Origin of the sequence: Pseudomonas sp. AB6, from assembly GCF_034314105.1 — a bacterium.
In the GTDB taxonomy this organism is placed as follows: Bacteria; Pseudomonadota; Gammaproteobacteria; order Pseudomonadales; family Pseudomonadaceae; genus Aquipseudomonas.
This window is the reverse complement of the sequence record NZ_JAVIWJ010000001.1, coordinates 2,645,013-2,661,081: the sequence shown is the minus strand read 5'-3', so window position 1 is coordinate 2,661,081 and position 16,069 is coordinate 2,645,013. Positions and strand designations below refer to the sequence as shown.

The window sequence follows — 16,069 nt, the reverse complement described above, 5'->3', positions numbered from 1 at the left end:
CAGATTGGGCTTTTTAAGTTGTGGAGGGGTACCCATGGAAAAGCTGGAAAAAACTCGCGAAGAATGGCAGGCGATGCTTGATCCGGAGCAGTACAACGTTTGTCGCCTCAAAGCAACCGAGCGGCCGTTTTCCGGCAAGTACAACGGCACCAAAACAGCGGGCGTTTATCACTGCGTTTGCTGCAACGAGCCGTTGTTCGATTCTGAAACGAAATTCGACTCCGGCTGCGGTTGGCCGAGTTTCTACGCTCCGCTCGAAGGCAGTGCCGTGATTGAAATTCGTGACATGACACACGGCATGATTCGCACTGAAGTAGTGTGTGCCAAATGCGACGCTCACTTGGGCCACGTCTTTCCCGATGGCCCTGCGCCCACCGGGCTGCGCTATTGCATTAACTCGGTGTGTCTGGACTTGGTTCCGCGCGAGTAGCCAGTCGTGGTCTACCCTGTTATGGCTTGATATTGATGGGATGAATTAAATTGTGCGCAAGTCAATTGCGCACTATGTTTTCTACACATTCCACTCTTTTTTGAAGGTGTTGCCATGAGCGAAAATCTGCTGACCATCCCGTGCACGACTATTAAAGGTGAGCAGAAAACCCTGGCGGATTTTGCTGGCAAAGCGGTTTTAGTGGTTAACACCGCTAGCAAGTGTGGCTTCACCCCGCAGTACAAAGGCCTTGAGAAGCTTTGGCAGACCTACAAGGATCAAGGCTTGGTGGTGCTGGGTTTTCCATGCAATCAGTTCGGTCATCAGGAACCGGGCAATGAAAGCGCGATTTCCGATTTTTGCGAATTAAATTTCGGGGTCAGTTTTCCTCTGTTCAAAAAAATTGATGTTAACGGCAGTGAGGCCCATCCACTGTTCGTCCAGCTGAAAAAGCAGGCGCCTGGAGTGTTGGGGTCGGAGCGTATCAAGTGGAATTTCACTAAATTTCTAATAGGTAAAGACGGTAAATTGGTCAAACGCTTCGCACCGTTGACTAAGCCGCAAGACCTGGCCAGCGAAATCGAAGCGCTGTTGAAGTAATGATTGACGCACTCCAACCGAGTATTGCGCCAAGGACTCAGGGGCCTAGCGGCTTTAACCACAGATCCAGCAAGCTGATCAGTTCTTCACGACGAAAGGGTTTGGCCAGATAGTCGCTCATGCCGGCGGCGCGGCAATGTTCGCGTTCTTCAGGCATCGCGTTGGCGGTAAGGGCGATGATCGGTAGCTGCGGCCAGCGTCCGCTTTGGCGAATCTGACGGCTGGCTTCGTAGCCATCCATTACTGGCATATTGCAGTCCATCAACACCAGATCGAAGTCCTGCTCCTCAAGTTGCTCAAGGGCTTGGGCGCCGTGTCCACTGACAACAACTTCGCAGCCCAGTTTGCTCAACATACCCTTGGCCACCAGTTGGTTCACCGGATTATCTTCCACCAGCAAAATTCGCGCACGGTGGGTGGGTGCCTTTTCTCGCAACAGCCGTTCCCGCGAGAGCTGTTCTTCAGGCAGCAGCGTGCGGCGCAATATTTGGTACAACGCATTCCGGGCCAGCGGGCGGGCCTGTTGATGCAGCGGTGAGAGGGCGATCACCTCCTCGCTGGGCATAAAGTTGCCATAAGCCGTTACTAACAGGATGGGCGCGATAATGGCAGGGCGCAGTCCCAATAAGCACTCTGGGCAATCGGTAATCAACAGGTCTGCATTCAAGCCATACAAGCTGTCGCCGATACTGCGCTGCTGATAATCAATTCCCCAGCCAGGTAGCAGGCTGGCCAATAGTTCGGCCAGACCACTTCCCGCTGGGGTCACAGCAATTACGCGCCCTTTGAGTTCTCCCAGTACAGGCGCAGGCGTATGGGAGATCAACGGCAGATCCACACTGAAGCGACTGCCAAAATCGACCTTAGACTCCACACTCAACCGGCCTTCCATTGCGCCACACAAATTATGCGTCAGTGCCAAGCCGAGGCCGGTGCCTCCGTACTGACGAGTGATACCGGCCGCTGCTTGAGTAAACGGTTGAAAAATTTTTGCCTGATCGTTTACCGCAATCCCAATGCCGGTGTCGCTGACGTCGATTCTAATACCGTTGCCGTGTGTGCTCAGACGAACGTCGACTCGGCCAAAACGCGTGAATTTCAAGGCGTTTGACAACAGGTTGCTGACGATCTGCCGGACTCGAGTCGGGTCGCCCATGACCAATGCTGGAAACCGCGGGTCGATCAAACATGCCAGTTCAACACTGGGCGCCGCGTTTTGCGACAGCAGATTGGCCGTATCTTCTACCAATGCACCCAGGTCGAAAGGAATATTTTCCAGCTCTAGTTGACCTGCATCGAACTTAGACAGGTCAAGAATATCGTTGAGTAACTCCACCAATACCTTGCCCGAGTCATGGGCAATTGACAGTTGTTGGCGCTGCTCTGCATTAAGCGGACTGTCCAGTGACAGCGAAAGCATGCCCAGTAAACCGTTAAGCGGTGTGCGTATCTCATGGCTCATATTTGCCAGGAAAGCTGCGCGCGCATGCGCCATGTCTAAGGCTGTGCTGCGCGCCACGAGCAGCTCGTCGTTGGATAGGCTGAGACGACTGTTGGTGGCTTTGAGTTCGGTGGTGCGCGCAGAGACGATGTTTTCCAACTCATCCAAATGGTCGTTGAGTTGGTTTTCAGCAATCCGACGCCGAGCAAACTCACTGGCAACTGTTCTGAACTGCTGATTGGCGACCTGCACCAGCACCCCGATCTCGTCTTTCTCATGCTCAGGTGGACAGGGCAATGGCGGCTGGTCCAACCGGCGCGGGTCGCTTTCACTGAGTGCGCGTATTACTTCTACTAGCGGCTTGGTCAGGGTGATGTAGAACAGCAATAACAGAATGACGCTTAACAGCAAGCTGCGGGCAAAACCATTGACCAAGGTGATTTCGGCGCGCTGCAAGAAGTGGCCGCCAAAAGCGAAAGTGTCCACCGTCAGGTGCAGCGTACCCATGGGCTCAAGCGGCATGTGATCCAGATGCAGCGAGTCTTCGAATTCACGGCTTGCACCAAAAAGGAAATCGCTGACGATCCGGTAGCGGCTTTGAACCGGCGGGCGCTCGACGCTGGCGAGGGTTATGTTGTTATTGTCGCTTAACCGAACACCTACGACAGCAGGGGAGTGCAATAACCCGAGGGTTAACTCCTGAGCTAGTTCCGCGTCGATGTTGTAGGCGATCCGCGATGCCGGATTGTGACTGATTTCCAGCAAGGAACGAATTTCGCGATCGATCGATGCATCTTCGCTGGCATAATCGAGGGCGATTTGAACCATGCTAAGCAGGATTCCTAAAATGAAGCCGACCAATACTGTCAAACGCGCTTGCTTGAACGACAGGCGGTGGGTGAACGATATATCCATGGGCAGCGCCATTCCTCGTTTGCCATCGCGAAGTAGCATAGCTGATCGCGGCTTGCGTTTAATCAGTTTAATTAAGGAGACATTGTGGACTCTCGGTTAATAACATTTCTCGAGCGGGCCGACGCCGTTTTAGCTCGATTGGAGCCTATGTTGCCGGCCCTGCGTACGCCCGTAGACTGGACCCATAGTCTGGCTGCACGCTGGGTGCAGGAAGGTCGTTCTGGTTATTTAATGCCGCTGGCGGTAAGCCTTGACATGCGCTTATCCGATTTGATTGGTGTTGATCGCCAGCGCGATCAGCTCGCACGTAACACTCGCCAGTTCATCGACGGCTTGCCCGCCAACCATGCGTTGCTCTGGGGATCGCGCGGCACGGGAAAATCGTCGCTGGTGCGGGCACTGCTGGCTGAGAACCACAAAGATGGTCTGCGTCTGATTGAGATTGAGCGCGATCATTTGGGTGACTTGCCGCGTGTTGTAGAGCAATTGCAAACCTTGCCCCAGCGGTTTGTGCTGTTTTGCGATGACCTGTCGTTTGAAGCAGGGGAAAGTGATTATCGAGTATTAAAAAGTGTTTTGGACGGTTCGCTGGAGCAAGCACCCGACAACGTATTGCTGTATGCCACGTCCAATCGCCGTCATTTGGTCCCCGAAAAAGCCAGTGACAACGAGAACTGGAAGCAAGTAGATGGTGAGATTCACCCAAGCGAAGGTGTAGAAGACAAGATTGCCTTATCCGACCGGTTTGGCTTGTGGCTGTCGTTCTATCCGTTTACTCAAGAGCACTTCCTTAGTGTGGTCGAACACTGGATCAGTGAAGTGGCCTCGAAATCGGGTCTGGCGTGGCGGCGCGATGAAGAATTGGACATCGCTGCGGTGCGCTGGGCCACCGGCCGTGGCAATCGTAACGGCCGTTGCGCTTACCAGTTCGCGCGTTACTGGGTGGGTCTTAAATTGTTGGAGCAGCAAGCATGATTGATTTGCAAAGTAGCGGCGTCGGCCTCAACGGCTATACCTTGCTGACGGCACAGTTGGAATCATTGTTGGCAAACGAGCGTGATTTTATTGCCAATGCCGCACAGTTTTCGGCGTTCTTGTTCAGCCAGCTCGACGATTTAAATTGGGCTGGATTCTATCTCGCACGGGACGAAGAGTTAGTGCTAGGGCCATTTCAGGGTCAGATTGCTTGCGTACGAATCCCTTTTGGCCGCGGGGTATGCGGCACTGCGGCGGCCAGTCGGAACACTCAGCGGGTCAGGGATGTCAATGAATTTGACGGGCACATTGCCTGTGACAGCGCCTCCGCTAGCGAACTGGTGGTGCCATTAATCAAAGACGGCCGGTTGATTGGCGTGCTGGATCTGGATAGCCCGAATATCGGACGCTTCTCGGAGGTTGATCAGGCGGGGATTGAACAGTTGGTGGCAATATTTTTGAAGCTTACGACGTGCGAGTAAATCTGATGAGAGCAGGCACGCCCAAGCGTGTCTGCCGCACGTATTAATGCATCAGTCGTAGACGGCTTTCTTTTTCCATTCTGCGTTTGCATCGTCAGTCTTCAGGCCGTCGGTCAATTCGTTTTCCTCGCCTTCAACCGCCGCAGTCACGGCTAACACCATTGAATTGCAACGCGCCAAAAGCTTTTCCAGATAAATAAGCTGCTCATGATAAACCGCCGGCTCAGGCTGTTTGCGCAGATATTGCACGCCGCGCTCAAATGCCAATCGTGCTTGTCCCGGCTGTTCATGAGCCAAGGCGTGTTGCCCAAGGTTGTTAAAAAATTCGATATGAAGCACCACCATGATGTGGCGTATCTGTTTTATCCATTGCTTGGCTTCGTTGTTCGGCAAAAAACCGTCATGGGCGGCCCGAGTGACCTGACCATGTAATGCTTCCAATAGAAAGCGCACGTCCTTGGCTTTGGCTTCGGTTTGAATCGGACTAGGGGGATTATTGACCGGAATCTTGTCACCCAGGTTAATCAGCGCTGTCAGCTCGGCAATACGCTCCCGAATTGCGCTATTGCTTCTGTCAAGTGTAAGCAGCCGGGTGTTGACGTTGAGTTCCAGTCGCGTGAGCAGCAGCTTGAGATCCGGCGTCATTAACTGGCCTGGAAACGTTTCGGTAATCTCGCCGCAACGGCGTAATCGATCAGTAAGCTCTATCTTGAGGCGCGCACGCTCCAGCTTCTTGTTTTCGGCTACATGATTGAGAAAACCGATGGCAATCAGAATTGCAATGCCGGCAACAACCAGGAGGGTGATTATGAGTGGTGTCACCGTGGAAACCTCGTTCGGGTATTTGTCGGCTGAGTGTAGTGTTTAACCCAGTGGGCCGATAGTGCAATGCATGTCTGTCAAACTAACGGCGCTGATAAACAGGCGCCCGTTTGGTGACCAGCATACATAAACCATAGGGAAGTCATTGATTTAGATAAATTTATAGATGGGGGTTGACGACCTGCCCCCGCATCCATAGAATGCGCGCCACTTACAGCGTAAAGCACACAGCAAAGCGCAAATAAGTAGTGAATGTTGTACGCGTGTCCCCTTCGTCTAGTGGCCTAGGACACCGCCCTTTCACGGCGGTAACAGGGGTTCGAGTCCCCTAGGGGACGCCATTGCGGGAATAGCTCAGTTGGTAGAGCACGACCTTGCCAAGGTCGGGGTCGCGAGTTCGAGTCTCGTTTCCCGCTCCATTTTGAAGCAGACGTGTTCTAGGACAGGTCTGGTGAAACCAGAACGAGATCTTCGGATCACGTTTTGGACACTGGGACATACAGTGTATGTTCCGGGCAGCGTCCCCTTCGTCTAGTGGCCTAGGACACCGCCCTTTCACGGCGGTAACAGGGGTTCGAGTCCCCTAGGGGACGCCATTTGCGGGAATAGCTCAGTTGGTAGAGCACGACCTTGCCAAGGTCGGGGTCGCGAGTTCGAGTCTCGTTTCCCGCTCCATTTGTACAAAAAATGCCGCTCAATGAGCGGCGTTTTTGTGTGTGCGTTATTTGAGTTCTGGAAGCTGGGGTCGAGCGAAAAGCCTTCGGGTCGGAAAAAAGACTGGCGTCGTCGGCCTTGGCAGGTGCTTGATGGTCATCGAAATTCGAGGCCCGACTCAGGGCACTTTTTTATAGTTGAGCCAGACGGAGTCATTGATGGAGTTTCGTTTACTGGGCAAGACCGATCTGACGGTCAGCGCCATCGCGTTGGGCACCATGACCTGGGGCGAGCAAAACACGGCAGAAGAAGCCTTCGCACAAATTCGTCAGTCCAAGGACGCAGGGGTCAATTTTCTCGACACTGCGGAGATGTACCCGGTACCGCCGGGTGGCGAAACCTACGCCGAGACCGAACGCATTATTGGCCAATACTTCCAGAAGTACGGCGACCGTAATGATTGGATTCTGGCTAGCAAAGTCGCCGGCCCTGGTCGCATGGACCACATTCGCGACGGTAACCCACGGCTTGATCGGGTCAACATCATCGCTGCGGTTGAGGCCAGCCTCACGCGTTTGAACACTGATTATCTGGACCTGTACCAATTGCACTGGCCAGACCGAAAAACCAATTTTTTTGGTGTGCTGGGCTACACCCATGATGCGCATGATCAGCCTGTTGAGATCGAAGAAACCTTGTTGGTATTAGACGATTTAGTGAAAGCGGGCAAGATTCGCCATTTTGGTTTGTCTAACGAAACGCCATGGGGCACCCAGCGTTTCCTGCACATGGCGGAAAGTCGTCACCTGCCACGGGCGGTATCGATCCAGAACCCTTACAACTTGCTTAACCGCACCTTCGAAATCGGCCTGGCTGAAATCGCGATACGCGAGCAGATCGGTTTGCTGGCCTATTCGCCTTTGGCGTTTGGCGTGCTGGCGGGCAAGTACCTCAACGGCGCTCGCCCCGCGAAGGGTCGGTTGACGCTGTTTGATCGCTTCCAGCGCTACAACAATCCGCAGGTCGACATTGCCAGCGCGGCTTACGTGGGGCTGGCGCGTGAACACGGCCTGGACCCGGCACAAATGGCATTGGCCTACGTCACCAGCCGACCGTTCGTGACCAGTAACATCATCGGCGCCACCACTTCTGAGCAATTGACCAGCAACTTGGCCAGCGCCGACGTAACTCTGTCCCAAGACGTGCTGGCGGGTATCGAAGCCATCCACGCCCGGCAACCCAACCCGGCGCCGTAATCAACTGCAGCATGACCTTTCGCGCTAGGAGCGCTTCTGACTGCGTAGCGCCTCGGAATCTTCTAGATGACGAAAAACCCGTGGGTACCGTCGCGGGCCAGCTGATCGACCAGACCAAATTCCCAGTCCAGATAGGCTTGCATGGCTTTACGCGGCGCGTCGGTGCCTTCGTAGGGTCGGCGGTAGCGGTCAATGCGCGGCGAAGCCAAATGGCTTTCGCCCGCTTGCACGGGAAAACCGGAGGCGAACCAGGTGGCGTTGCCGCCCGTGAGCAGGAAGACCTGCTTGCCGGTTAACGCCTCGACCTGCGCCACGGCGAGCCGCGCCAGGCGACTGCTGCCGCACGTCAGCACGTAGCGTTGCGCGACGGGAATATTCTCCAGCGCTTGGTTCAGTTGCCCACGCAATACCCACCACGCGCCGGGAATGTGTTGTTTGACGTAGCTGGCACTGGTGGTGAAATCCAGCACTGCCACGTCGCCTTGATCACGCCATTGGGCAAGGGTTTCGGCGCTGATTTCCTCGGCTTGGCGCGGCTCGGGAATGGGGGCCTCCCAATCACCTTTCTCACTGAAATCGTTAGGTTGTAAGTCGTCAACGACGAATACCTCCCAACCTAGCTGTGCCAACCAAGAGCCAGACATATTGGCCCGTACGCCGTCGTCGTCGATCAGTACCAGTCGAGCGCCACGCACGCTGGCATAGTGATCAGTTTCTTGCACCAGTTGGCCGCCTGGTGTTGAGCGCGAACCTGGCAGATGGCCTCGGGTAAATTCTTCCGGGGTACGAACGTCGAATAGGTAAGTACTCCGGGCGGGCTCGGTTTGCCAATGAGGTAAATCGGCTCGGGAGGCACGTTTGACCCCGGCCTTGTGTGCAACCTTCAGCGCATCAGCGTTGGCCAGCTCACGAGTGTCTTCGCTCACGGCGGAGAAACGTCGCGCTTGGCCGTGCTCCAGCGTTTGATTGGCCAGCAGCCAGCCAATGGTGCCATTGCGCAACGCCGAGACAATGTTCGGCAGCCCCGCATTCATCAGCGATTGGGTGCCGATAATGCTTCGAGTTCGACCGGCGCAATTGACGATGATTCGGGTGTTGGGGTCCGGCGCCAATTCGCGGGCGCGCAACACTAATTCAGCGCCCGGCACGCTGATGCTGCCGGGAATGCTCATGGTTTGGTATTCGTCATAGCGGCGAGCATCGAGCACCACTACATCAGCTTTGGCGGCGATCAGTGCGAGCACTTCTTCGGCGGCCAACGACGGCGTGTGGCGTTGGCTTTCTACCAGCTCGCCAAAAGCTTTACTAGGCACGTTGACGTCGATGAACAGTTCGCCGCCAGCGTCGCGCCAGCCCTGTAAACCGCCTTCCAGCAATCGCACGTCGTTGTAGCCAAGTTCGTGCAAGCGTTGCAGTGCCATTGCCGCCAAGCCTTCGCCGTTGTCGTACAGCGTTACGGCTGTATTGCGGCGGGGGATGCGCGAGAACACTTCAAGTTCAAGTTTCGACAGTGGAATGTTGGCAGCGAACAGTGGGTGACCCTGAGCGAACGGTGCTTCCTCGCGAACATCCACCAGCGCCAGTTCTTCACGGGCCAGCAGTGCGCGACGGATGTCGGCGAAGGATCGAGAGGGAAGGTTACTCATGGGTGTTGGCCTTCTTTAGACAGATCCCAAATATCAGGGAGAAACGTGGACTTAACCCGGCCGGCTATTATTCGCCGGCTAATGGATTTTGAGCAGGCATCTGCGGGTCAAGTTTCCTGAACTGCACGCCTAAGTGACAACCGGCTGGGGCAGCACTTGATAGGCAGAATTGAAAAGGGTGAGTTGGATGCAGTTGCCGCCTTGTTTCCAGCAGGCAAAATTTTCCCGGAAAAAATGTTGGCGAGTCCATTGGCTAGATGGAGTTGGTGATGGTTTGCTCCATAGCAGCGCTGCAAACTGCTGGACTGTTACTTTGCTGAAGCGCAACGTTCATTACGCTGACCGTTAGCGCCGCGTGATTCAAACATGTTCGCGAGGCGGCTTGCCAGCCAAGGATCTTAGCCAATAAATTCATGCTTATGGGAGTAAGCGTTGATTAGTGCTTACTGTCTTGTATCGACAGCGCCAGCAAAGCTTTCTCCTGATTCCAATCGAACGGTTCTTCGTTTTCTTCGGCTTCGTAGCGGCGCTCTTCCAATGCCTGATACAACTCGATTTCGTCGTCCGGCATGAAGTGCAGGCAGTCACCCGCGAAAAACCACAACAAATCGCGTGGGACCAAATGAGCGATTTGCGGGTAGCGCTGAATTACTTGGCAGAGCATTTCCTGTCCCAGGTATTGGCTCTCGACCGGATCGCGGGGCAGCAGCTCAACCAGCTCGTCGAAGCGCTCCATAAACAGCTCATGGCTTTCTTCGGGAACTTGCTCGGCCTCGCCAAGGGCGACCAGGATACTGCGCAGGTGTGTCAGCAGGTTCAGTTGGTGGGCGAGCGTAGCGTCAGCCATGGTGAAGTCCTCAAAAGCAAAAACGGGCGCGAGAGTATAAACCCTGCGCGCCCGCTGTCCGTAAAAACAAACGGCTAGTTCTAATCATCCGCCCAGCGTTAGCGCGTCTTGCCCTCGGCCAGCGTCAATGCCTCTTTGTCGAAGTCATCGACGTCGATCACCTTGCGCCGCGCGGCTTCGGCGGCCCGCAGTGTTTCGGCTTCCACCGGCTGCAACACGCCTGCATTCAGCGCGGCGTCGATCAACTGTTCGCCGGCCATCGGCTTGACCTGACCGCTTTTCAGCGCGTGGTGCAGCTTCTGTTGCAGCGGCCGGCTGGCGTTGAGCAAATCACATGCGTGCTGCAACGCACCGACCGGATCATCTGCCGATTGCGGGCGGTAGCAGCCGGCGAGCATGGCCTCCAGCGTCGGATCGCCCTTGGCGCGGCCCATGACTTCGGCGACTTGCGCATCGAGTCTGTCCGACGGCCCGGTATGCCGCCGACCGAACGGGAACACCAGCACGCGCAATACACGGCCGAGAATCAAACTTGGAAAATTGTTCAGCAGTTGATCCAGTGCCTGTTCAGATTTACCCAGGCTCTCTTCCATGGCCCAGCGAAACAGCGGGTTTAAATGCTCAGGTGAGTCCAGGTCGTGATAGCGTTTGAGCGCCGCAGATGCGAGATACATATGGCTAAGTACGTCACCGAGACGGGCGGACAGCCGTTCTTTACGTTTCAGTTCGCCTCCCAGCAACATCATGCTCAGGTCGGCGAGCATGGCGAAGGCGGCAGCTTGACGATTAAGCGCCCGGAAGTAACCTTGGCTCAGGCTATTGCCCGGCGCGGTTTCGAGATGACCGAAACCAAGATTGAGCACCAACGTGCTGGCGGCATTGCTTACCGCGAAACCGATGTGCTTCAACAGCAGGCCGTCGAATTCCATGAGCGCGCGGTCTTGGTCTTCGAGACCGGCCAATGCCATTTCTTTGAGCACGAACGGGTGGCAGCGAATTGCGCCTTGGCCGAAGATCATCAAGTTGCGCGAGAGAATATTCGCACCTTCAACCGTAATGAAGATCGGTGCCCCTTGCCAGTTACGGCCCAGGTAATTGTTCGGGCCCATGATGATGCCCTTGCCGCCGTGCACGTCCATGGCGTGGCCAATGCACTCTCGGCCGCGCTCGGTCAGGTGGTATTTCAAAATGGCCGACAACACCGAAGGTTTTTCCCCCAGATCGATGGCATTGGCCGTCAGCATCCGCGCACTGTCCATCAACCACGCGTTGCCGCCGATACGTGCCATAGCTTCTTGAATGCCTTCAAACGCTGAGAGCGGCACGTTGAACTGTTCACGAACCTGTGCGTACTGCCCGGTCACCAAACTGGTGAACTTGGCTGCGCCGGTGCCCACCGCAGGCAACGAGATCGAACGCCCGACAGACAGGCAGTTCATCAACATCATCCAGCCTTTGCCCAGCATCTCTTGGCCGCCGATGAGGAATTCCAGCGGAATAAAGACATTTTTCCCGGAGTTCGGGCCGTTCATGAACGCAGCACCCAGCGGCAAGTGACGGCGACCGATTTCAACACCCGGGGTGTCGGTGGGGATTAGCGCCAGGCTGATGCCTAAATCGTCTTCTTCGCCGAGCAGGTGTTGGGGGTCGAAGGCCTTGAATGCCAGCCCCAGCAGCGTCGCGATCGGGCCGAGGGTGATGTAACGTTTTTCCCAATTCAAGCGCAGGCCGATGACTTCTTCACCTTTCCATTGGCCTTTACAGATAATCCCGGTGTCTGGCATGGCGCCCGCATCGGAGCCGGCCAGTGGGCCAGTCAAGGCGAAGCAGGGGATATCGTCGCCTCGGGCCAGACGCGGCAAGTAATGGTTGCGTTGTTCGTCGGTGCCGTAATGCAGCAACAGTTCGGCGGGGCCGAGGGAGTTGGGCACCATGACGGTGGACGCCAGATCGCCGCTACGGGTCGCCAGCTTCATTGCCACTTGGGAGTGCGCGTAGGCCGAGAAGCCTTTTCCGCCGTACTCCTTGGGAATAATCAGCGCAAAAAAGCCGTGCTGTTTGATATGTGCCCAGGCTTCGGGAGGCAGGTCCAGCGCTTGCCCGATCTGCCAATCGCTGACCATCGCGCACAGTTCTTCGGTGGGGCCATCAATGAAAGCCTGTTCTTCTTCAGTGAATTGCACCTTGGGGTAAGCCAGTAGCTTTTCCCAGTCAGGCCGGCCACTGAACAACTCGCCGTCCCACCAGACGGTCCCGGCATCGATGGCATCGCGCTCGGTTTTCGACATCGGTGGCAGGACTTTCTTGAACCAGGAAAACAACGGCGCGGTGAAGTATTTGCGGCGTAGATCCGGCAGCACCAGGGGCAGCAAGACCGCCAGCCACAGCACCCAAAGGATTGCCATGAGCCAACCATGGGCATGGCTTGAAATGCCCACGGCCAGTAAGTACAGCGCCACGATACCCAGGGCGGGCAGCGGCGCGATACGTCGATGAGCGAGGTATGCGATGCCGACCACCAAAATCAGAATCCACAGCAGCAACATAAATAATTCTCCGTGATGACAGTCAAGAGCTTAGACGGCCTGAGGTGAAGCGGGCGTCAAACAGTGAGCGCATCGGTAGATGGAAAAACGTCGGCAAATAGGCCGGGGATTTCAGCGTCAAATCCGCTATCGATAATGACCCCTGGGCGCGGGTGGAGTTCGGCGCGGTACTTTCAAGGTTGGAGTCGGCAGTGGCTAAGCGTAGAGTGGCGCGCGACGTATTCACTACTTTTTTACCAGCGACCAGCAGGGGTAAAAGGCAATGCTAAAGGTTTGGGGCCGAAAGAACTCTTCCAACGTCCGTAAGGCGCTGTGGTGTGCGGAGGAAGTAGCGGTGCCGTATAAAGCCATTGATGCGGGCGGCGCGTTCGGTATCGTTGATGACCCTCAATTCCGGGCGATGAACCCCAATGGACGGATACCCGTTATTGAAGATGATGGCCTGGTGCTTTGGGAATCAAATGCCATCGTACGTTATCTGGTTGCGCGTTATGCGCCCGGCTCGGCGCTGTGTCCAGCAAGTCCGGCTGAGCGGGCCAGTGCGGACAAGTGGATGGATTGGACGTCTTCGTCGGTGGCTGAACCTTTTAAACCGGTTTTTTGGGGTGTATTGCGTACCCCTGCCGGACAACAGGACTGGACGAAAATCAACGCTGCCATCAAGGCCTGTGCAGAGATTCTGGAAGTGGCCGACGAGGCATTGGCTAAACAACCTTATCTCTCGGGTGAGGCATTCGGTATGGGCGACATTCCGTTAGGCAGCTTTATTTATGCCTGGTTCGAGATGCCGATTGAACGCCCGCCGCTGCCGCATCTCCAAGCCTGGTACGAGCGGTTGAAACAGCGTCCGGCGTACCGCAAGGCCGTCATGACCACGTTGAGTTAATAGTCACTATCAACACGCGGCGCTGTACTTGCACGGCGTTGCCAAGCAACATTGCCGGTACGCCGCAGTTGTAATCAATTGTGTTTGCCCTTACTTATTACTTCTCTTCCTTTCTTGGTGTGTAATCCAGTTATGAGTTCCGCTCTGTCCATCCGGCAGCTAACCAAAACCTACGGCAACGGTTTCAAGGCCTTGAACGGTATCGAACTGGATGTCGCCGAAGGTGACTTTTACGCTTTGCTCGGCCCCAATGGCGCCGGCAAATCCACGACTATCGGTATCATTTCTACTCTGGTGAACAAGACCAGCGGGACCGTGAATATCTTCGGTCATGACCTCGATCGCGACCCCGCTGCGTTGAAACGTTGCATCGGTGTGGTGCCGCAAGAATTCAACTTCAATCAGTTTGAGAAGACCTTCGACATCGTTGTGACCCAAGCCGGTTACTACGGAATTCCACCGAAAATCGCCAAGGAACGCGCCGAGCAGTACCTGACTCAGTTGGGCCTGTGGGACAAGCGCGATGTGCCGTCGCGTGCTTTGTCCGGCGGTATGAAGCGTCGTCTTATGATTGCTCGGGCGTTGATCCATGAGCCACGTCTATTGATTCTCGATGAACCAACTGCGGGCGTGGACATTGAACTGCGTCGCTCGATGTGGACCTTTCTGACAGAGCTGAACGAGAAAGGCATCACCATCATCCTCACTACACATTACTTGGAAGAGGCTGAGCACCTGTGCCGCAACATTGGCATCATCGATCACGGCACCATCGTTCAAAACATGGGCATGAAGCAGTTGTTGAACACGCTGCATGTGGAGACTTTTCTGCTTGACCTGAAGGACTCGCACCAGGCGGCGCCTACGTTGATCGGCTATCCGGCTAAGCTCGTCGACAGTCACACGCTGGAAGTGCAGGTGGATAAAACCATCGGCATTACCGCGTTGTTTGGCCAATTGGCTTTGAAGAACATCGAAGTGCTGAGCCTGCGCAACAAGACCAATCGCCTTGAGGAACTGTTCGTGTCCCTGGTAGAAAAAAATCTGGCGAAGGTGGCGGTATGAGTACTGAACCCCGTATCGAACATGTCTCCGAACTGCGTCCAAACCTGATTGCGCTTAACACCATCGTTTACCGTGAAGTGCGCCGATTCACCCGAATCTGGCCGCAAACGCTGCTTCCGCCAGCGATCACCATGGTTTTGTACTTCGTGATCTTCGGCAATTTGATCGGTAAGCAGATTGGCGGGATGGGTGGCTTCACCTACATGCAGTACATCGTGCCAGGGCTGATCATGATGTCGGTCATCACTAACTCCTATGGCAACGTGGTGTCGAGTTTCTTCGGCAGCAAGTTCCAGCGTTCTATTGAGGAGTTGATGGTCTCGCCGGTCTCACCCCATACAATTTTGATTGGTTTTACGTTGGGCGGAGTGTTGCGGGGCCTGATGGTGGGCGTCATCGTGACCATCTTGTCGATGTTCTTCACCGATCTGCAAGTTCATCACTGGGGCATTACTATCATTGTGGTGGTGCTGACGGCGACGATATTCTCGCTTCTAGGCTTCATTAACGCCGTTTTTGCACGCAATTTTGACGATATCTCGATTATCCCGACATTTGTCCTGACGCCGTTGACGTACTTGGGCGGGGTGTTTTACTCGATCAACTTGCTGCCGCCGTTCTGGCAGACCGTGTCCATGGCTAATCCGGTGCTGCATATGGTCAACGCCTTCCGCTATGGCATCCTTGGTGTGTCTGATATCCGTATCAGCGTGGCTATGAGCTTTATGGTCATCGCAACCATCGTGCTGTACTGGGGCTGCGTGCGGTTGTTAGTCAGTGGCCGTGGGATGCGGCAGTAGATAAAACCGCTTTCGCCAACAGGACGGTATCTACAGCGTGACTCTGTAGGGCCACCTTGTTGGCGATGCAGGCAACACAGCCCATCGGATCACCCCCGCTTCTCCTTCCTTTGTCTCCAGCGCCTACCCACCCACCAGCGCCAGTACATCTGCGTCAGTCCAAACCCCAGCGCGCCAAGCACCAAACCCGCCACCACCGATCCCAACAGAAACGGCTGCCACAATGTAGAGAGTTGTCCGCTGATCCAGTTCCAGGTCAATTCGTCCGGGAAATGGCGCGGGGGCAGTTGCATCAGCCACGATCCGATTTTGTACGTGCAATAAAACACCGGCGGCATGGTGATCGGGTTGGTTAGCCACACCAAGCTGACCCCGATAGGTAAGTTGCCGCGCACGACAATGGCCAATGCTGCGGCCAGCAGCATTTGAAACGGGATTGGCATTAACGCAGCGAAAAAACCTAGCCCCACGGCGCGGGATACAGAGTGCCGATTGAGGTGCCACAGGTTCGGATCGTGCAGGAAACGCCCAAAAAAGCGTAAGGATTTGTGTTCCCGAATGCGCGTCGGGTCCGGCAAGAAGCGTTTGATCAGGCGTCGCGGCATATGGTTTCCCGTCCCAATGTTGGGGGTCAGTATGCATAGATTCCGCTCACATCTAATTTAGACTTTGTGACAATTAATAAAGCAGCGCCTGGCTAAGTG

General features: G+C 55.3%; 14 protein-coding genes, 4 tRNA genes and 1 pseudogene. 13 read left to right on the top strand and 6 right to left on the bottom strand.

Annotated features, from left to right (window positions below; translation table 11 throughout):
* The first annotated feature begins 34 nt into the window (after window positions 1-34).
* Both msrB and RGW60_RS12530 read left to right on the top strand, forming a co-directional pair.
* Window positions 35-430, top strand: coding sequence for a peptide-methionine (R)-S-oxide reductase MsrB (gene msrB / locus RGW60_RS12535; RefSeq protein ID WP_322204904.1), 396 nt, complete (start codon window positions 35-37; stop codon window positions 428-430).
* 114 nt (window positions 431-544) lie between these two features.
* Window positions 545-1,030, top strand: coding sequence for a glutathione peroxidase (locus RGW60_RS12530; RefSeq protein WP_322204903.1), 486 nt, complete (start codon window positions 545-547; stop codon window positions 1,028-1,030).
* 37 nt (window positions 1,031-1,067) lie between these two features.
* Here RGW60_RS12530 and RGW60_RS12525 read toward each other — a convergent pair whose 3' ends face one another.
* The gene (locus RGW60_RS12525) at window positions 1,068-3,386 is read right to left on the bottom strand and encodes a response regulator (protein WP_322204902.1); all 2,319 of its coding nucleotides are present in this window, start codon (window positions 3,384-3,386) and stop codon (window positions 1,068-1,070) included.
* A gap of 84 nt (window positions 3,387-3,470) precedes the next feature.
* On the opposite strand from RGW60_RS12525, the gene RGW60_RS12520 reads away from it, so the two are divergent.
* Both RGW60_RS12520 and RGW60_RS12515 read left to right on the top strand, forming a co-directional pair.
* Entirely contained in the window at window positions 3,471-4,361 is an 891-nt protein-coding gene (locus RGW60_RS12520) for an ATP-binding protein (protein WP_322204901.1), read from the top strand.
* Window positions 4,358-4,843, top strand: a complete 486-nt coding sequence (locus RGW60_RS12515) for a GAF domain-containing protein (protein WP_322204900.1) — start codon at window positions 4,358-4,360, stop codon at window positions 4,841-4,843. The genes RGW60_RS12520 and RGW60_RS12515 overlap by 4 nt, the downstream gene beginning before the upstream one ends.
* Before the next feature lie 51 nt (window positions 4,844-4,894).
* On the opposite strand, the gene RGW60_RS12510 is transcribed toward RGW60_RS12515, so the two are convergent.
* Window positions 4,895-5,665 (bottom strand): hypothetical protein, encoded by a 771-nt coding sequence (locus RGW60_RS12510; protein ID WP_322204899.1) that lies wholly within the window; start codon window positions 5,663-5,665, stop codon window positions 4,895-4,897.
* A 265-nt stretch (window positions 5,666-5,930) separates the two neighbouring features.
* Between RGW60_RS12510 and RGW60_RS12505 the strand changes: the two genes are divergently transcribed.
* The 5 genes from RGW60_RS12505 (at window position 5,931) to RGW60_RS12485 (ending at window position 7,575) form a co-directional block, all read left to right on the top strand.
* A tRNA-Glu gene (locus RGW60_RS12505) sits at window positions 5,931-6,006 on the top strand.
* Window positions 6,007-6,008: 2 nt separating this feature from the next.
* A tRNA-Gly gene (locus RGW60_RS12500) sits at window positions 6,009-6,084 on the top strand.
* 101 nt (window positions 6,085-6,185) lie between these two features.
* A tRNA-Glu gene (locus RGW60_RS12495) sits at window positions 6,186-6,261 on the top strand.
* A gap of 3 nt (window positions 6,262-6,264) precedes the next feature.
* Window positions 6,265-6,340, top strand: a tRNA-Gly gene (locus RGW60_RS12490).
* Between the two features lie 197 nt (window positions 6,341-6,537).
* Window positions 6,538-7,575, top strand: a complete 1,038-nt coding sequence (locus tag RGW60_RS12485) for an NADP(H)-dependent aldo-keto reductase (RefSeq protein ID WP_322204898.1) — start codon at window positions 6,538-6,540, stop codon at window positions 7,573-7,575.
* A gap of 62 nt (window positions 7,576-7,637) precedes the next feature.
* Here the strand turns inward: RGW60_RS12485 and RGW60_RS12480 are convergent, their stop codons facing one another.
* Window positions 7,638-9,221: a rhodanese homology domain-containing protein gene (locus RGW60_RS12480; protein WP_322204897.1), complete on the bottom strand. Its 1,584-nt coding sequence runs from the start codon at window positions 9,219-9,221 to the stop codon at window positions 7,638-7,640.
* A 94-nt stretch (window positions 9,222-9,315) separates the two neighbouring features.
* Between RGW60_RS12480 and RGW60_RS12475 the strand changes: the two are divergent.
* Window positions 9,316-9,475: pseudogene (locus tag RGW60_RS12475) on the top strand (LysR family transcriptional regulator); the annotation flags it as partial.
* Window positions 9,476-9,657: 182 nt separating this feature from the next.
* On the opposite strand, the gene RGW60_RS12470 reads toward RGW60_RS12475, so the two are convergent.
* Window positions 9,658-10,068: a PA2817 family protein gene (locus RGW60_RS12470; RefSeq protein WP_322165506.1), complete on the bottom strand. Its 411-nt coding sequence runs from the start codon at window positions 10,066-10,068 to the stop codon at window positions 9,658-9,660.
* A gap of 98 nt (window positions 10,069-10,166) precedes the next feature.
* On the bottom strand, window positions 10,167-12,614 hold the full coding sequence (locus tag RGW60_RS12465) for an acyl-CoA dehydrogenase (RefSeq protein ID WP_322204896.1): 2,448 nt from the start codon (window positions 12,612-12,614) through the stop codon (window positions 10,167-10,169).
* Between the two features lie 262 nt (window positions 12,615-12,876).
* Here RGW60_RS12465 and RGW60_RS12460 point away from each other — a divergent pair, with 262 nt between their 5' ends.
* The 3 genes from RGW60_RS12460 (at window position 12,877) to RGW60_RS12450 (ending at window position 15,365) form a co-directional block, all read left to right on the top strand.
* Entirely contained in the window at window positions 12,877-13,500 is a 624-nt protein-coding gene (locus RGW60_RS12460; protein WP_322204895.1) for a glutathione S-transferase, read from the top strand.
* Window positions 13,501-13,632: 132 nt separating this feature from the next.
* A complete protein-coding gene (locus tag RGW60_RS12455; protein ID WP_322204894.1) occupies window positions 13,633-14,565 on the top strand; it encodes an ABC transporter ATP-binding protein in 933 nt (310 codons plus the stop codon).
* The gene (locus tag RGW60_RS12450; protein ID WP_322204893.1) at window positions 14,562-15,365 is read left to right on the top strand and encodes an ABC transporter permease; all 804 of its coding nucleotides are present in this window, start codon (window positions 14,562-14,564) and stop codon (window positions 15,363-15,365) included. Before RGW60_RS12455 ends, RGW60_RS12450 begins: the two co-directional genes overlap by 4 nt.
* A gap of 89 nt (window positions 15,366-15,454) precedes the next feature.
* On the opposite strand, the gene RGW60_RS12445 is transcribed toward RGW60_RS12450, so the two are convergent.
* Complete coding sequence (locus RGW60_RS12445) at window positions 15,455-15,970, bottom strand: DUF2062 domain-containing protein (protein ID WP_322204892.1); 516 nt, start codon at window positions 15,968-15,970, stop codon at window positions 15,455-15,457.
* Between the last annotated feature and the right edge of the window lie 99 nt (window positions 15,971-16,069).